This window comes from Bifidobacterium sp. LH_230, assembly GCF_056357555.1.
Genome location: NZ_JBKEWJ010000011.1, coordinates 65,262 through 83,175, shown reverse-complemented (window position 1 = coordinate 83,175; position 17,914 = coordinate 65,262). Strand labels below are relative to the sequence as shown.

11 protein-coding genes are annotated in these 17,914 nt (G+C 63.4%); 1 reads left to right on the top strand and 10 read right to left on the bottom strand.

The features are described from left to right. Positions 1-9 precede the first annotated feature (9 nt). The 10 genes from AC1A0G_RS06830 to AC1A0G_RS06785 form a co-directional block, all read right to left on the bottom strand. Positions 10-279 carry an acyl carrier protein gene (locus AC1A0G_RS06830; RefSeq protein WP_476528451.1) on the bottom strand — a complete coding sequence of 90 codons (270 nt, stop codon included), beginning with the start codon at positions 277-279 and terminating at the stop codon, positions 10-12. Continuing rightward, a complete protein-coding gene (locus AC1A0G_RS06825; protein ID WP_476528450.1) occupies positions 272-1,771 on the bottom strand; it encodes an AMP-binding protein in 1,500 nt (499 codons plus the stop codon). The genes AC1A0G_RS06830 and AC1A0G_RS06825 overlap by 8 nt, the downstream gene beginning before the upstream one ends. A 1-nt stretch (position 1,772) precedes the next feature. Beyond that, complete coding sequence (locus AC1A0G_RS06820; protein ID WP_476528449.1) at positions 1,773-2,807, bottom strand: protein kinase domain-containing protein; 1,035 nt, start codon at positions 2,805-2,807, stop codon at positions 1,773-1,775. 15 nt (positions 2,808-2,822) lie between these two features. After that, positions 2,823-4,445 carry a GNAT family N-acetyltransferase gene (locus tag AC1A0G_RS06815; protein WP_476528448.1) on the bottom strand — a complete coding sequence of 541 codons (1,623 nt, stop codon included), beginning with the start codon at positions 4,443-4,445 and terminating at the stop codon, positions 2,823-2,825. Further along, positions 4,435-5,658, bottom strand: a complete 1,224-nt coding sequence (locus tag AC1A0G_RS06810; protein WP_476528447.1) for a glycosyltransferase family 4 protein — start codon at positions 5,656-5,658, stop codon at positions 4,435-4,437. Before AC1A0G_RS06810 ends, AC1A0G_RS06815 begins: the two co-directional genes overlap by 11 nt. A 4-nt stretch (positions 5,659-5,662) precedes the next feature. Further along, positions 5,663-6,823: a DegT/DnrJ/EryC1/StrS family aminotransferase gene (locus AC1A0G_RS06805; protein ID WP_476528446.1), complete on the bottom strand. Its 1,161-nt coding sequence runs from the start codon at positions 6,821-6,823 to the stop codon at positions 5,663-5,665. Between the two features lie 97 nt (positions 6,824-6,920). Continuing rightward, positions 6,921-7,691, bottom strand: coding sequence for a Rossmann-fold NAD(P)-binding domain-containing protein (locus AC1A0G_RS06800; RefSeq protein WP_476528445.1), 771 nt, complete (start codon positions 7,689-7,691; stop codon positions 6,921-6,923). Positions 7,692-7,877: 186 nt separating this feature from the next. Then, positions 7,878-8,108, bottom strand: coding sequence for a zinc-ribbon domain-containing protein (locus AC1A0G_RS06795; protein WP_476528464.1), 231 nt, complete (start codon positions 8,106-8,108; stop codon positions 7,878-7,880). A 190-nt stretch (positions 8,109-8,298) separates the two neighbouring features. Then, a complete protein-coding gene (locus tag AC1A0G_RS06790; protein WP_476528444.1) occupies positions 8,299-11,184 on the bottom strand; it encodes a hypothetical protein in 2,886 nt (961 codons plus the stop codon). A gap of 210 nt (positions 11,185-11,394) precedes the next feature. Further along, the gene (locus AC1A0G_RS06785; RefSeq protein ID WP_476528443.1) at positions 11,395-12,966 is read right to left on the bottom strand and encodes a glycosyl hydrolase family 28 protein; all 1,572 of its coding nucleotides are present in this window, start codon (positions 12,964-12,966) and stop codon (positions 11,395-11,397) included. Between the two features lie 302 nt (positions 12,967-13,268). On the opposite strand from AC1A0G_RS06785, the gene AC1A0G_RS06780 reads away from it, so the two are divergent. Continuing rightward, complete coding sequence (locus AC1A0G_RS06780; RefSeq protein ID WP_476528442.1) at positions 13,269-17,264, top strand: 5'-nucleotidase C-terminal domain-containing protein; 3,996 nt, start codon at positions 13,269-13,271, stop codon at positions 17,262-17,264. Positions 17,265-17,914 lie beyond the last annotated feature (650 nt).

Below are 17,914 nucleotides of genomic sequence, written 5' to 3'. Positions count from 1 at the left end.
GGACGGTCGTCACGCGGTATCGGACTGCGCAGCCAGCGCCTTCTCCACCTCATCCGCCAACGTCGAGAACGTGGCGGCATACCGGAACACGCCACGGTCGGGCAGCGTCACGCCGAACTCCTGCTCGACCGCGGTCAGCATGACGACCAGCGCCATCGACCCCATGCCATAGTCGAATGCGAAATCGGTATCATCCCGGATATCGGACATGCCGAGCTCATGTTCCAGAAACGTGCGCAACCGGTCGCGCAGCGCCTCGCCGGTCCTGTCGTCAGTCATGACGTATCACCTTTCCCAATGTCGTGACCGCAGGCTGTCGGTCCAACAGCCGATACCGCCTGATCCGTTTGAACGGCGACAGCATGGCGTTCGCCCGGTCGACCGTGTCGCGCACCTGCTCGGCGGACAACGTACGCGTGAACAGGTCGGCCACGATATTGTCACGATCCGCATACACCTTGCAGTATATGATGCCTTCGTCGCGCAGGATCAGATTCTCAACCTCCTCGGGGCTCACGTTCTCGCCATTGGACAACACGATGATGTTCTTCGCGCGTCCGGTGATGACGATGGACCCATGTTCGTCCACATGACCGAGATCGCCGGTGCGCAGCCACTGCCCGTCCATGGTCGCGGCGGTCGCCTCCGGATTGCGATAATAGCCGTTCATCACCGCGGGGGAGCGTACCTCGAGTTCGCCACCGGCCACGAACCGCACATCGACGTACCGGCATGGCTCCCCGACGGTACCGGCGGTCGCGCGGCCCGGTACGTTCACCGATACGATCGGCGAGCATTCGGTCAGACCGTAGCCGATGATGAGCTCGATGCCGTGCTTCATGAACCGGGATGCGACCTCCTCGCTGATCGGTGCTCCTCCGCAATACACCTCCTGGAGATTCGCCGCGATCCGGTGAACCTGTTCGGCCGGCGCGATGCGGAAGTACATGTTCAACGCGGCGATGATGCCCGGCACGCACATGACATACCGCGGACGTATGGTGGCGAGCGCCTCCATGAACGTATGCTGTTCGACGCCGGTCACGATGGCCGATCCGCCGATGAGATGGTACAGGATGCCGAGATTCAGGCCGAAGCAGTGACTGAATGGCAGAATGGATAGGACGACACCGCCGCTGTCGATCGGCACGGTGGCGAACAGGTTCAGTGCCGCGACGATCATGTTGCGTTCGCTGAGCATGCAGTACTTCCGCTTTTCCGTGGTGCCGGACGTGCCCATGAGCAGGCAGGTGCGTGTGGGGTCATCCGGTTGGGCGACGGTGTCGGATGGTTCGGCGCCTGGCTGGTCCACGGCTGCGGCGGCCATGATGCTCCGTATGGTGAGGACGGGAACGGCACCCGGCAGGTTCAGACCGTTCACTCGGCTGGTGTCGTCGACGACGATGATGTCGACGTCCGCGTCGTTGACGGTTTCCGTGATCTCGCGTGCGGTGGCGTGCTCGTCCATCGGTACGGCGACGGAACCGCTGCAGATGATGCCTGATAGGATCACGAACCAGTCGTACGAGTTCTCCGCCAGCAGCATGACGTGGCGCCCGTTGCCGTGTTCTCGCCGCCAGTATTGCTCGTTGCGGCGGACGTCGGCCCACAGTCGGCGGTAGGATGCCGTCGGCCGCAGGCCGGTGCCGTCGCTGGATGCGTCGTACACGCAGAAGGCCGTGGCGTCGGCGTGCCGTTCGCATACCGCGCGCAGCATGCGTGCATAGCCCATGTTCAGCAGGGTTGCCGCGAATGTCTGGTGTTCTGTCATGTCATGCCTTTTCTTCATCGGTGGTCTGCTCCGGCTGCCGCACCGGCATGCTGCGTATCGCCGGGGTTCCGGGACCGGTGCGGAACGTGCGCGACCACGGGTCCACCGAGAGCGCGTCCAGTATCGTTTCGGTCCATGCCTTCACGTCCGGTTCCGTGCGGGACAGTCGTGCCAGGTTTCGTGCCGCGTCCTGGTATTCCTGCCGGTAGATCCGCATGGCGGTGCCGAGGTCGTCACACAGATTGGTGAACGGATACTCCAGGAACAGGGTGTAGTACAGCAGGACGCCGTAGGCGAAGTAATCGATGCCGCGTGACAGCAGGTCGGGGACTTCGGCAAGCTGCTCGGGCGGGCGGTAGAGGAATTTGCCGCTGCCGAGCTCGTGCCGTGGCGTTCTGGTCGGGCTGGTCAGTTCCGTTTCCCGACGTGAACTGCCGTAGTCGATGAGGATGAGCCGTCCGCTTGAGGTCATCATCATATTGCGTGATTTGAAGTCGCGGATGACGATGCAGCCGAACGGCCCGTCATGGAACAGCCGGAACGTCCGCCGCGCGAATCGCGCCTCGACGAGCAGCAATCGGATGCGGTCCTCCAACGACATGGTCTGCAGGGAATCGAACAGCGTGGGGGCGTCGATGTATTCGCGGATGAGGAACCGGCCCCGGTCGGACATCGCTGCGAACCTTGGCAGAAAATCATGGGAGCCGATCTGCGATGCGCGGTGCAGGATGATGGCTTCCTTGAGGATCGCGTGTTCCGCGATGGCGGGGGAGCGGTGCTTCGCGTAATACGGCACCTTGATGAGCAGCGGATATGCGCGATGCTGGTCGTCGACGCGAAACGTGATGCCCTGTCCGCCGCATCCGCAGTATTGCGCGCGGTCGATCGGCATGTTGAGCTCGGCCATCGCCTCGCGTAGCGCTTGCCGGACATGCGGATCGGTCATGGCATAGTATCGGTCGTCGTCCATGTCGCAGGGCTGGCTGGACGGATGTCCGACATGGATCGTGGCATCGGCGGTGAGCGTAATCGTCATTGGTGCGGTCATCCTTTATATGCCGAGGAATCCGACTACCTGCGAACGTCCCACCTGCTGGTAGAGATCGTGCCATCTGCCGGCCTGCCTGTCCAGCCGGTACTCGTCCGCCGTGTGCCGGCCGTTCTCGATGAGACGTTCGATTCGCGGTCCGTCGGCCATCATGCGATTGGTCGCATCGGCCAGCATCTGCGGATCGTCGGGGTTCACCAGCAGACCGTTGCGGTCGTCGTCGATGAGATCGGCGATGTGCCCGCTGTGCGTGGTGACCACCGCCATGCCGTGCGCCATCGCGTACAGCAATACCTGCGGGATGCCTTCGGCGTTCCCGTCGGCTGCGGTCGTTGCCGGATGCCAGAGTATCGCGTCGCGGTCCAGTATGCCGATCATCTGCTCGATGGGCAGCATGCCATGCCAGTCGATGCGCTCGGCCACTTCTTCGCTCGCGGCGAGTTCATGCAGGGTATCCCATAACGGTCCGTCTCCGACGATGTCGAGTCGGTATTCGCGCGGCATGTCGCGCAGCGCCCGTATCGCGGTGTCGATGCCTTTTTTCTCGACGAGCCGGCCGACCACGGCGATGCGATGTCGGTCTTTGCCGACCGGTGCGGCCGTGTCTGTCGTGAAGTCGCGGATGCCGGGAGGCATGATGAGTATCCTGCCGGTGACGCCGATGGATCGCAGCGACTGCTCGTCCTGCTTGCAGACCACGGTCACGGCCGCGGCCTGGCTCGCATACCATGCCGTCTTCTCGCGAATGCCGTCGCGGAAGATCTTGGCGTTCATGTCGTCGCCGCCGTGGAAGGTGAGAATGTACGGGATGTCGTACACGTATCCGATCGAGCACAGCATCAGGGACGGTTCCCCATCGTAGATGATATGCAGCAGGTCAACGCCTTTGAAATACGGTTTCCAGATCGGTATGGCACTCAGCAGTTCGATGTCGGGGGAGCCGATCTGTTCGTATACGGCGTTGCGCAGCACGCGCTTGGCGGCGAATCGGAACTGGACGCCGGACTCCTGCAGCGATTGGATGAAGTCTCCGATCGCGTGGTGCGTCTCCTCGATCATGTTGTGCTGGAAGAACAGACAATGGATATGCTTGGATCGCTCGTACCGCTGCCGGTCGATGGTCAGGCGCACCAGATTGTCCTGATATTCGGCCCTGCGGTCGTCATCCCGCTCGCGGAATCCGAGACGATTGCAGAGGGCCAGGGACAGTCGATTGTGCTTCATGACCTCGGCCTGCAGCTCATCGACGGGGAATTCGTCGAACAGGCGTCCCAACAGCATGCGTTCCGCCTGTTCCATGTCGCCGGTCAAATCGTGGATGGTGCATCCCGCAGCGAGCAGCGCGCGCATGGACGGGGTGTACAGTCCCAGTCGACCCACGTCGATGAAGTCGCCTTGCACCGTGTATCCGACGGTACCGAGAAAGGTGCGTTCCGGCAGATGGATGATTTCCAGCAGCGCATCGGACGGATCGTTGCGGTGCGTTTCGATCCATGCCCTGCTGGCTGCGGCATCGGGATTGCCGGTGACGTAGAAGTCGGCGTTGTTGGCGCGGCACTGGACCGCAAGATCGAGATGATCGTCCGCAACCGGCTGGATGCGGACGTTGCCGGACTCAACGATCATGCCGTCTGCGCTCCAGAATATTGGAAAACAGTGCGAGATACGTCTCGGTTTCCTTGCGTGACGTGAACTCGGACGCAATGGTGTCGCGCGCCGCCCGGCCCATCGTGGCCCAGCTGTCACGGTTCGTGTCCATGCGTGTCATCGCGTCGGCGAGCGCGTCCTCATCGTCGTAGTCGATCACCAGCCCCTCCCGGCCGTCGGTCACGACGTCGTCGAAGATCGTGGAGACGATGGACGGCAGGCCGATGGCCATCGATTCGAGCAGTCCGTTCGCCATGCCGTCCTCGTTGCTGGGGTAGCAGGCCACGTCGCATGCGGCGATCAGATCGGGGACCTCCTCGCGGGAGATCTGTCCGCTGAGTCGGATGATGTTGCGTTCCTTGAGCTCATCCCAGATATCGCCCACCATCATGTGCTCGGGCTTGCCCAGTTCCGGTCCGACGACGAACAATCGGATGTGCGGCTGGCTTTCGTTGACCGTACGCAGGGCGCGCATGAGCGCGATGACGCCTTTCTTCTCGCGCAGGCTGCCCGCGAAGTTTAGGATCATGTCCGACTCATTCCATCCCATGCGTTCGATGAGCCGTTGCCGCTTATTCGCCCGGTCGTGCGATGCGGCCTCGAACTGCGCCGCGTCGATGCCGTTTTTGGTGACCAGGGTCTTGTCACGGATTTCGGGGAAGGCCATGATGGCGCGGCGCATGAGATGATGGTTGACGCAGGCCACGGCGTCGGCGCCGTCCACGGTCCAGCGGATCGCCGCGAATCGTTCGCAGTCGAAGATGTTGCGGCCGATGTCATTGCCGCGTACGCCGGCCACGACCGGTACGTCCAACGCGTTGCCGAGCATCTGGGCCATGAATCCGGCGTTGAGCAGGTAGAACGAAAGGATGACGTCGGGCTGGTAGCGCTCAAGGATCTTCACCATCTGGTTGAAGGCGCGGCGGCGCAGCATCGCCTTGTCCTTTTCGGTGAGCGCGCCGACCGTCATGTGATTGTTCTTCAGGAAGAACGGTCCGATGCGGCGGACCGGCACGTTCCCGTCCATCTCCTCGATGCAGGTGTCGGGCACGATCACGTCGTGCAGATTGTCGAACGTCAGCACCATGACGTCCTGCCCCGCTTCGGCCAAGCCCTTCGCCACGCGGCGGGCCGACGTGGCGACGCCTCCTGACATCGGCGGGTATCCTTCGCTGACCAATGCGATTCTCATAACGTTATCCTTTCTGCGATTCCTGCGCGGCGCCCGTGAGTCCTTCCACGACCGTCCGCGCGACGTACCGTGCGTCGTCGTCCGTCAGACGCAAATGCATGGGCAGGGACAGCACATGGTCGGACAGATACTCCGCTTCGGGGCAGGTGCCGGCCGCGTACCGGTACATGTCGTAGCGGGTGTTGGAGATATAGTGGACGCCGCTTTCGATGCCGTTGTTCCGCAGGTACTCCCACAGCGCGTCACGATCCTGCACGACGATCTGGTACAGATGCCGAGACGACACGCAGCCGCCGGGTATGGTCGCCAAACGCAGCCGTCCATCCGCGGCCAATGGTGTGAACAGGCCGTCGTAGATGCCGGCGATGGTCCTGCGCCGCATGTTGCCCGGTTCCAGCTGTGGCAATTGCGCGATGGCGATGGCCGCGATGACGGAATTGCCATGCAGCTTGTACCCGACCTCCCCGACGTCATACTGCCACTTGTAAGAGGGCCCCTCGGCACGCGTATAGGTGTCCTTGTCGATGCCGAGCCACGCCTTGCGACGGGCCATGCGGTCAAGCTCTCCTTGCGCGAAGCACACCATGCCGCTGTCCGCGGTGGGCAGGTTCTTCACCGCCTGGAACGACCAGCACACGACGTCGGCATCTGCGCCGACCGGCTTGCCGTCGACACGCGTGCCGGCCATGTGCGAGGCGTCGAGAATCAGCGCCAGCCCGTGACGCCGGCACAGGTCCACGATACGGCCGTAGTGTCCCGCGTTGCCGCCGACGCCGACGTACATCACGGCACGGGTGCGCTCGCCGATCCGGCGTTCCACGTCGTCCGGGTCCAGGCAGAACGTGTCGTCGATGTCGGCGAACACCGGCTTCAGGCCGTTGGCGAGGATCATATGGTTCGTGGAGACGAACGTGTTCGGCGTGCTGATGATCTCGTCGCCGTCTTCCCAGCCGCGTGTCTCCTTAAGACAGTTGACGGCGAGATACAGCGCCGCGGTGCACGAGTTCACGAAGAAGGCATTGGCCAGTCCGGTCTGCTGCTTCCACAGGGTTTCAAACCGTTCGGTCTTGTATCCCATGCCGGTCCATCCGACCTCGAAGCAGTCGCGGATCTCGTCAAGACAGGAGTCGACGTCGTACGTCGGCGCGAACAGCCGAATCACCATCTGGTGTTCCTCCTCGATATCGGGCGACGGTCATGCGGCACGTACTGCGTATGTGGGACGCCGGTCGCCTCGTTTCCGGTCGAGCAGATCGAAGCGTTCAGTGCTCGTATGCCGACCGGTACGTGTCGTTGGTGCGCGAGACCGCTTCTAGCAGCGGCACATCCACGCCGAGCTCGTGTGCCTGGAAGATGGTCGCCGCCATGTCCTTGGGCAGGCAGGAACCGGAGTATCCGCGATTGTCCGGGTACACGAAGGTGTGGCTGCGGCCGATGCGCGGGTCGAGCAGCCAGGTTTCGCGCAGCTGATCGTAGTTGACGCCCATCGCCTGCGCCAGATCGTAGAACTGGTTGCAGAACGTCACCTTGAGTGCGAGGAACGTGTTTTCCATGTATTTGGCGGCTTCCGCGGTTTTCGCGTCGACCTGGTTGACGATCAGTTCGGAGGTGAACACCGTCTCGTACAGGTGCGCGGCCTCGCTGGTGTCCTCGATCGCGCCGCCGAGCGTGATCCAGTTGCGGTGATGCGGGTCGGCGAACGGGTGGGCTACGGTTTCGCCGTAATATTCTGGCTGGAAGACGATGCGCTTGCCGAGTTTCGTCCGGCGATCATCGGTGAAGCCGACCGGTACGGTGGACCGCAGCACGATGATGTCACTGGTCAGCCAGGACAGCACGGAGTCGACGATCGACGTATCGCAGGAACCGTCCTCGGACTGCGGGGTGGGCACGCATACGAACGCGATATGGCATTGGTTGACGGATTCGCGTGATCCCAGATGCTTCGGCTCGTCATACACTACGGCGTCCGGGAACAGGCCCTGCATGGTCGAGCCCACATGCCCCAGACCAATAATCGCTACATCGTTCACGTCGGCTCCTTCCCGGCCCTGTCTCTTGTGATGGCGTATGGCATCCATTGTCTACCGCTTGGCGACAGCGGGACAGGATATGTCCATTTATGAAGGGGGGAGCAGTGTCCGAAAGCAGCCTTCATTATATGCGGCGCGTGGATATGAGTATCCCGCGCCGCGTGATGCCTGCGTTTTGCCTTGGTTTCAGCCGATTTTCGTGCCGCACTGGGTACAGAACCGCATGTTCGGGATCAGGGCCGCGCCGCAGTTTGTGCAGAATCGTGGTGCGGGCTGGGGTTCGGGCTGCGTGGGTTGCGGTTCGGGTTCGGGTTGTATGGGTTGTGCGGGTTGCTTGGGAGCGGGTTGCGCAACTGCAGCCGGTTCCTCGAAGGCGGGCGCGGACTGCGCCGGCTCAGGCTCCGCCGGGGTCGGCATTGGCTTCAACGGGACTGCTGGCTCCAAGGGAGCGGCAGTCGGTTCCTCCAAGGGTGCCTTGGCATATGAGTCGAGTGCGTTCTGCAACAACTGGTCATCGTTGAGCGAATGGTCTGTCATGGTGTTCTCCTTAGCTGTGGCTCGGTGCCGGCACGATCTGCGGGCCGGCACATGATTCGGATGCGATCGGTCAGTACCGTTCCATTGTCGGCGGAATGACCTCGCACATCTTGTCGCCGATGTCGCGGTTGCTGGTCGAATACTCGAGCTTGGTCATGAGGATCTTGTCGCTGGAGACGATCAGCCGCTGGTAGATGATGGTGTCGCCGTCCTGATAGGAGAAGTACACGTTGTCCGAGGAGGTGATCGCAAGACCGACGTTGTCCGACGGTGCCTCCTGCTTGAGCTTATCCAGCTCGTCCTGTGCGGACAGGGATTCGTCGTTGGTCCATCCGGAGAGCGTGACCTTGACGCCGGAGCCGTCGAAGACGGCGGTCGAGCCGTTGCCCTGATTGGTCATCGTGAAGTTGTCCGGGACCTTGGCCTTGAGACCGACCCCGGGGAACGACCACTCCTTCAGGGTGGACGATGGCTGCTCGTTGGACTGCGAGGACGAATTGTCCGAATCCTTGGAATCGTTGTTGCCGGAATCGGAACCGTTGCTGGAACTGTCGTCGGGGAAATGGTATTCGAGATGGTATCCCGTGTTGTTGGCCTTGTAGCGGTTGACGATCTTGTCGATGTCGTCCGTGCAGTCACTGGCGTCATAGGTCAGTTCGATCTTGGTGTCCGAGCCGGAGATCAGCGGGGCCGGATCGCCGGAGAAGTCGAAGGTCTTGCTGGCGACGGTGTCGTAGTATGCATCGGTCAGCACAACGGATACGGCCGAACTGTCGAGCAGGCAGCTGCCGGAATGTTCGGGGTTGATGGTTGCCTTCACGACCAGCTGGTTGTCCTTCTGCGAGATGCTGGTGATGTTCGTATCCAGATAATTCAGATACAGGTTGTCTGCGCACGAGTTGGTCGGCGCTGACTCAGTGGAGTCCTTGGGCTTGTTCGAGTCCTTGGAGTCATTGCCGCCCGTCGTGGTCTGCGACGAATTGCCCGACTGCGACTGCTGTGCGTTGGACGAGGCCTGAGTGTGGTTGCGCCACACCAGGACGGCCGCCGCGGCGATCGCCACCGCCGCGATCACGGCGATGATCGCGATCACGATGCCGCGTACACTGCGGGGTTTGCCGGCGGGCTGTGAAGCGGGCATCGGCGATGGCGCAGAGCCGCCGGCGTTCAACGGAGTCTCAGGCGCCGACGGCGGAACGGACGGCGGCATTGACGGCTGGTAAGGTGCCTGAGGCTGCGGAATGGCCTGAGTGGGCATATCGTAGGCGGGGATCGTCCGCGTTGCGGGTTCCGGCTGTGCGATGCTGGGTTCATTCCATGCCGGGGTAAACGTCGGTTCAACCGGAGCTTGGATCGGCGTAGGCTCCGATGGAACGGTCATGAACGGTTCCGCAGGAGCCGGGCTGACGGTCGGTTCGTCGGGAACCGGCGTCTGCATCGACTCGGTCGGAGGCTGGACGGGAGCCGGCTCGTCGGGAACGGTTCCATTCGGATACGGGTCGGCCTGTCCGTTGCGCACACAGGCCCACCGGTACACGGCCGCAAGCAGATCATGAGCCTGACGATCCACCTGATCGCCCGTCGCAGTGTCATCCACCGGCGTGACGGCCAGAATACGGTCATCATCCGGAGCGGCCGCATGGTATGGGCCGAACTGCGCAAGATCATGGGACAACGACTCCAACCGGTCCGCGGGGAGCGTTGCCTTGCCGATCTCGAATGCCATCTCAGGATGATCCGCGTATGCGTCGGACGTGATCTCCACGGTCTTGCCGTCCGAGAAAAACGGGGTATTGAAGCTCTTGCGGTACGGTCCGTTTCCGATGCCGTCCCATCCGGTGCGCGGCAGTTCGTCACGCAGTCGGGAAGGGGAGACGCCCGAATCCGGGACGAAAGTCATGTCGTCCGTCTTGGTATCGTTCGGCTCGGTATCATCCGGTCCGGCAGGAATCTCGTCCGGTTCAGTATTGTCCGGTTCGGTATTTTCCGGTTCGGCAGGGAGGCCGTTCGGATAGGGATCATCCTGACCATTCTGTATGAGTATCCACCGGTACACGGCCGCGAGCAGGCTCTGGGCCTGACGGTCCAGCTGATCGCCCGTCGCATTGGCATCCATCGGCGTCGAGATCATGACGCTATTCAGCCCTGGCATGATCGTCGTGTGATACGGGCCGAGACGGGAGATGTCATGGAAGATGGCCGTCTGCGTGTCCAGAGGAAGGTTCTCCTGACCTGTTTTCGTTGCCATCAGCAGTTGGGATTCGCCGAAAATGCCGGCACCGGCATATACCTGGATGTCGTTCAGATTGAGAGGCGGCACGGAGACATTCTTGATATACAGTCCGGGCGTGGTCTGATTGCTCCATCCGGTGCGCAGCATGGTGCGGTACAGCTGTGGTGGCAGGCAGTATGTGTCGAGGCCGTTTTCACTGCCGGTGTTGTATGGAGTCACCGTGGATTCGTATCCGGGCACGTTCCACGGAGCAACGATGTCGCCGGTGCCGATGATGGTGGCCGCATCAAGGTCGCATGCTGCGTGCTCGATATGCGTCAGCCGCGTTGTTGTGGCACCATCCGTATGCCAATCGCCGTCTGCACCGGTCTTATCCAACAGTTCCGGATAGAGAGGGGTGGATTCGTTGATGAACAGGAAGATGATGGCGGATCCGTGGTCGCTGTCGATCAGAGACCAGAACGTCGTGGCATCGGTGGGGGACAGACTCAGCACTCCGCCGTTCCTGTGCCGTGCCTGGGTCAGGTTCACGGTGGTTAAGGCGGCGTCGACCGCCGGCAGCAGCCGTTCTGCGGGTTCCGGGGAGTACACGGCCAGTATGGTGTTCGGCACCGCCGGCAGCAGTTTGTACATGCCGTAGTCGTCACGTCCGGGGAACGCAGATTGCCGAATCTGCATGATGTTTCCGGTGCCGGTGTTGCGGTTGATGACGTCGTCGCTCATATCCTCTTTCTCCTTGCCTCAAGTGATTGGTACCGACACGGACTGTTGCACCGTTGCGTGATTCGGATACGAAAACAATGTGCCCATCATGACGAGCCTGGACGCATGCCCTTGATCCGAACGGAAGGGGAGGCCAATGCCTTGAAAACAGTTCCCACTGTAGCATCAAATGAATATGGAAGAGTCGGTCCTTCCCCATTGTTTTCGGCGCTACTCGCAATCGGCGGCGAAGCTGATGCCGCGCGCGTGCAGCAGGCGGATGTTGGCCGCACCGTTGGCGTTCGGGTCGATCTCGCCGGGCTGCGTCGGCGTAAACGTCAGGTCGCGGAAGACTATGTCGCGCACCGGATGATCGCCGTCGAAGCCGCACACTTCGATGTCGCGCCCCTTGCCGCGCCGGTCGCCGGTGGCCGGGAAACGGTCCTCGATGCGCACACGGTCGAACAGCATGCGCTCGAACACCGGCACCTGACCGGAATCCTCGCCGTCGTCGTTGTACGGCACGCCGTGCAGCTGGATGTGCGAGAATGTGCTGTCGGCCGCGACGACATCGCGCACGTAGCCGCCGCGCTTGCGCGTCGCCTTGATCTCCAATCCGAACGACGTGCGCGACATGTCGCAATCCCAGATGCGCACGTCGTCGATCCCTCCCGACATCTCCGAGCCGAGCGTGATCCCGAACCCGAACTCGGCCCGGCAGTCGAAGATCCGGATGTTCCGGCTCGGCCGGCCGATCAGATTGCCTTCCGGGTTCTTGCCGGACTTGATCGCGATCGCATCGTCGCCGGTCTCGAACACGCAGTCGAAGATCGTGCAGTCCTCGCACGAGTCCGGGTCCCAGCCGTCGCCGTTGAACACGCCCTTCGACCGGAACGTGCAGCCGTACGTGACGATATGGTCGCTGTAGATCATGTGCACGTTCCAGCTGGCCGACTGGCCGAGCGTGAGTCCCGCGATCGTGACATGGCTCGCGTTGCTCATGTTGATCAGCCGCGGCCGCACGCGTCCCGGCACCGTGTCGTCGCCGTCCGGGCGACCCACCGCGGCCGGTGCGGTCGACAGGCCGTCGCGGATGCGCCGCTTCTCCCGTTCGATCACGTTGCGCATCAGCTCGCGGCCGCCGCTCAATATCGCGCCTTCGCCGCGGATCGTCACGTCCGTACAGTTGGCCGGGCCGTCATGATCGAGCTCGCCGATGTTGATCAGGCTTGACAGGCAGTCCATTTCGATGCCCTCGAACCGGCTGCGGATGTACGGCTCGTAGTCGGCCGGGTTCGTCGTGCCTTGTAATGTCGCGCCCGCGGCGACGACGAGCTCGGTGTGCGAGTGCATGCGCAGCGCACCGGTGAGGAACGTGCCGGCCGGGATGAGGACCGCGGAGGCGGCATCGCAGTCGTCCAATGCGCGTTGGATGGCCGTCGTGTTGAGCGTGCGGCCGTCGCCGACCGCGCGATATGGCGGTTCGGTGACGTCGATCATGCGTTTGACGGCGGTCGTGCGGGCTGTTATGGTTCCCAGCTCCCGGGTCGCATGGCCGTCGCCGTCCGCGTCGAGAGATACGGCGATGCGGTACGTATGTGATGGCTGCAGATCGCCGATCGTGCAGTGCGTCACCGTCGTTTCGCGTGTCTGCTGCGTCTGCTGTGGTTGCTGCGTTCGGTGCGTCGCGTCGTCGCTGATCGTCACCAGATAACGGTGGCCGGGCCGTGCGTCGTCGGGCCGGTCCCACCATATCGTCAACGATTCGTGCGTCGCCGCATACCGCAGCCCTGCGTCAGTCATGTCCGCCCCTCCGTGTGTGGAACCGTTATGCTGGAGAACCACGGTATCCACAACGGATGCGTCGGCAATGGGCCGTTGCCATGTTTTGCCATATGGCGTTGCCGAGCCGACCGTGCGTGATGGCCGGTTGCGGTGCGAAGTCCGTTTGCCCAGTGTTCAGATGCGGTACGGCCGGCGTTCGCGTGGATACGGTGTCGGGTTCATGTGGGGTTTCTAGCGTGAGATTTGTCCATATCGATCGGCGGCGGGCCACGGTGAGGTGTCAAGACCCGTGCGCCGACGCAGAAGAAGGGGTATCACGCATGGGGAACCATCACCGTATCGCGGCGTCGCGCCGTGTGATCGCGCTGCTGACCGCGGCTGCGACGCTGTCGGGACTGGCGGCCGTCGCAGTGCCGGCCGCAGTGGCCGAGGCTCCGGCCGCCGGCGCGTCCGCCAAGCCATCCGTCGTCATCAACGAGGTCTTCGCGGGCAACACGAAGGAGCTCGGCGATCCGGTCGCGCAGCGCGACGACTGGGTCGAACTCAAGAACACCGGTTCCGCACCGGTCGACGTCAAAGGCTGGGGCATCTACGACGAGAAGCAGAAGAAGCACTACACGATCGGTGTCGACAAGGAGATCAACGCCAACACCGTCGTGCAGCCGAACGGCTATCTCGTCGCGTACATCGACTACAACGGCGACCCCGGCCTCGGATCGGACGCCGACTCCGTCTACCTGACCTCGTCCGTCGGCGACAAGTACGATGCCGCCGCCGAAGTCGATACGACCACGTGGAAGCTCGCCGACAAGATGACCGACGCGCAGTCGTGGTCGCGTGCCGACGACGGCACGTTCAAGGTCAGCGACAAGCCGACGCCGGGCGCGGCCAACGAATTCCCGTCGCCGACACCGACCCCCGAGCCGGGCGAGACGATGACCGTCGACGCATGGCCGGGACTCGACACCGTCACCGCGATCGACGCCGACGGCGAATTCGGTGCGAAGGGCCAATCCGGCGACCACACCGACGGCAACCTGTCCGGACTGGTGTATGAGTCCGGCCGCAACGGCTCCTCCGACACGCTGTGGGCCGCCGACAACGACCTCAACCCGACGCTCGGCAACACCGAAGACAAGGGGCCGGGATCGATCAACAAGTTCGTGCTTGACGCCGCGACCGGTACGTGGAAGCAGGACCCGACTGACGGATGGACGTTCGACGTGAACGGCCAGACCAAGGGCGGCAAGCAGCTGCACTTCAAGGACGGCAAGGGCGGGGTCGACTCCGAAGGCATCACGCTCATCCCGGGTGCCGATGGTTCGCCTGACTCGTCCAAGGGCGTGTTCATCGGCGCGGAACGCGACAACGAGAACAAGAACGTGCCGCGCCCGTCCATCCTCTCATACGACGTGAACGCGGCCGCCGCCGACGCGAACGGCGACGGGGCACAGGATCTGACCGCCACGCACGAGTGGAATCTCGTCGCGCCGCTGAGCCAGTTCGGCGTCACGCTTGGCAAGGATGACGCCAACCTGGGCGTCGAAGGCCTCGCGTTCATCCCGGACGCCGTGCTCACCGCCAACCATTTCCAGGTCAACCTCGACCCGAGCGACGCGCACGACTACGATCCGGCCGGCACCGCCAACGACTACGGCGGCCTGTTCTTCGCGGCGCTCGAGAAGACCAACGCGATCTACGCGTTCGCGCTCGCCACGGTCGGCGGCAATGACGTGGCCTATCCGGTTGCGCAGATCCCGCTGCCCGCCGCTGCGGCCAACGCCGGATTCGACGGGCCGCGCGACCTGACCTGGGACGGCGAACACGGCCAGCTCCTCGCCGAAGGCGACAACGACAACGGCACCGGCGCGAAGATCGCCACCTACACCTTCGACGGGAATGGCGCCCTCGCACTCACCAAGCTCACCGCGACTCCGGCCGAGATCGCCGGTCAGAACTCCGAAGGCTTCGCGATCACGCCCGATGCGGCCGCCACCACCGTCAAGGGCGGTGCCGCCGGCAAGACCTACAAGCCGGTCTTCTGGGCCGACGACGGCGTGACCAACGGCCACTCGCTGCGCCAGGGCTGGATCGAGGCGACCAACCCGAACCCGCAGCCGGAACCGCAGGAGTCCGCCAAAGTGACGCTGTTCGGCATCACCGACTTCCACGGCCACATCGAAAACGGCGGCTACCTCGCCACTGCGCTCAAGGAAACCAAGGCCGCCAACCCGAACACGCTGTTCGTCGGCGCCGGCGATCTGGTCGGCGCATCCGCGTTCGAATCGTCCATCGCGAACGACGTGCCCGCCATGAACCAGCTCAAGGCGATGGGACTCGCCGTCTCCGCCACCGGCAACCACGAGTACGACAAGGGCGCCGCCGATCTGGCGAACCGCATCGTGCCCGGCATCGCGCCGGCCAAATACGTCGTCGCCAACGTGACCGGCGACGTGCTCAAGGGCAAGGTCCAGCCGTACGCGATCGAGGAATCCGGCGGCAAGAAGATCGCCTTCATCGGCGGCATCTTCGCCACGCTCGCCGACTCCGTCTCCCCGGCCGGCATGAAGGGCATCACCGTCACCGACCCGATCGCGGCGATCAATAAGTACGCCGACCAGCTGTCCGACGGCGACCCGTCCAACGGCGAGGCCGATGCGGTCGTCGCCCTCGTCCACGCCGACGCGAACGATCTGAAGAACCTCGACGCGAACGTCGACGCGGTGCTCGCCGGCCACACGCACCTGTACGAGACCGCGAAGACCAACGCTGGCGCGCCGATCATCGAAACCGCGAACTACGGCGTCGAATACTCCACCACCGACCTCGAGATCACCGGTAGCGGCAAGGACGCGAAGGTGAGCGCCACCGCGGCCAAGCACGACGTGTTCACGCAAGGCTCGGACGGCAAGGACGTGCCGCTGTTCGAGGCCGACCCGGCCGTCAACCAGATCTACCTCGACGCGAAGGCCGCCGCAGACGCGAAGGGCGGCGAGGTGCTCGGCACGCTGGCCGACGACGCCACGTTCAACCGCGGCGCCAGCAAGCCCGGTGACCTGAGCACGGTCGGAAACAACCGCGGCGTCGAATCCACGCTCGGCATCCTCAACGGCAACGCCGCGAAATGGGCCGCCGAACAATCCGGACAGAAGGCCGACATCGGCGTGATCAACGCGGGCGGCATGCGCGCCGACCTCGACCCGAACGGCGACAAGCAGGTGACGCTCAAGGAAGCGCACGACGTGCTGCCGTTCGGCAACTCCAACGCCGTCGTCACCCTGACCGGCAAGCAGCTCAAGACGCTTATCGAACAGCAGTGGCAGCCGGCCGACGCGCAGCGGCCGGTGCTGTGGCTCGGCTTCTCCGACAACGTCGACTACCAGTACGACACGTACGTCGCCACCGTCGACGGCAAGCAGGTGCCGCGCGGCGCCGTGCACGACCTGACCGTCAACGGCAAGGCCGTACGCGACGACGACACGTACCTGATCGCCGGCAACTCGTTCCTGCTCGCGGGCGGCGACAACTTCACCGTCTTCCAGCAAGGTACGGGCTACGTCGACACCGGGTACATCGACTTCGACGGATTCTCCGACTACCTCAAGGCGCATCCGAAGCTCGAATCCGCGAAGACCCGCCACAGCGCCGGCTTCTCGGCGGCGCATCTGAGCGCCGACGGCACGGTGACGTTCACCGTGAGCGGCCTCGCGTTCACCACCGACGAGCCGCGGCCGTGGGGCGTGCGGCTGACCGCCAACGGCGTGGACTTCGGCGACCTGACCGGACTGGACTACACCGGCGAGGAGCAGGGGCCGGGCGCGGGCTCGATCACCGTGACCAAGAAGCTGACCGCTGCTGAGCGCGCCGCGTTCGTGGCCGCGGCGGATCAGGCTCCTGCGGCGGCGAAGGATGCAGCCGCGGCCGACGGCGGGGCGCTCGCGATCGGCGGGGCGACGGTGAAGACGCTGCTGACGAAGCCGGCGGAGCAGCCCCAGCCGGAGCCGACTCCCGAACCTGAGCCTGAACCGACGCCGACGCCTAAGCCGACGCCGACCCCGAAGCCGCAGCAGCCCGGCGAGAAGCCGGCTCCGCAGCAGCCGGGCAAGCAGCCTCAGCAGGGCGGCCAGAATGTGACCAAGCAGCCGTCCGCCAATCCGAAGGCCGATGCGGGTGCGAACGGCAACGTGCAGACGGTGCAACGACTGTCCGACACCGGCTCGTCCGTGGCGTGGATGGCGCTCGCCGTCGCCATCCTTGTGGCGCTCGGCGGCATCGGGCTCGCGTCCCTTGGAGTGCATCGCACCGAAGAGGAGTGACGCCCCATCCACCGTGCCCTGACCGGCATGTTCGGAGAAGATGCGGATAGCCCATCGTCCCGCCGGAATCCTTCCGGCGGGACGATTCCGTATATCGCCGGGACAATGCTGCAACGGTCTTCATGCGAAGACACGAACCCTGCATCGAGGCATGCCGGGAAGGGACTTCGACGGAACGGCTGAGGTGGCACGTCGTTTTTCCGGCTGATTTAGGGGCATATCTTGCAGTTCTAGGGCATCGGCAGCGGTACGAGACAGGAACGCTGAAATTGGTGTGTTGGAAAATAGCCGTTTTGCCGACCCGGAGTTCGTGAATATCGGCGGCATGCCCGAGTCATTGCCCTAGAACTGCAAGATAGTCTCCTTGCCCGGCTGTAATTCGCGGATCGGCTAATGTGCTTTTATTCTTGGCTTCCTCGGACGAGGAAGCCGTCGGCGAAGACGACTGAAGGAGCGTCAGACCCATCTCGGGCCAAGCTCATCGCATTAAGTCCGGCAAAGTACTAGCGAGCTGTGACGGATTCGCTGATACGCCTGAATGTGTTTCGGCCATGCGTCCCTCCTTCCCTGCGACGCTTCGCAATCGGCGTGGATTCCCGGTCGCGTCGAATTTTCAAATCCGATTCACTCCGGTTCCCGGCATGTTCCGC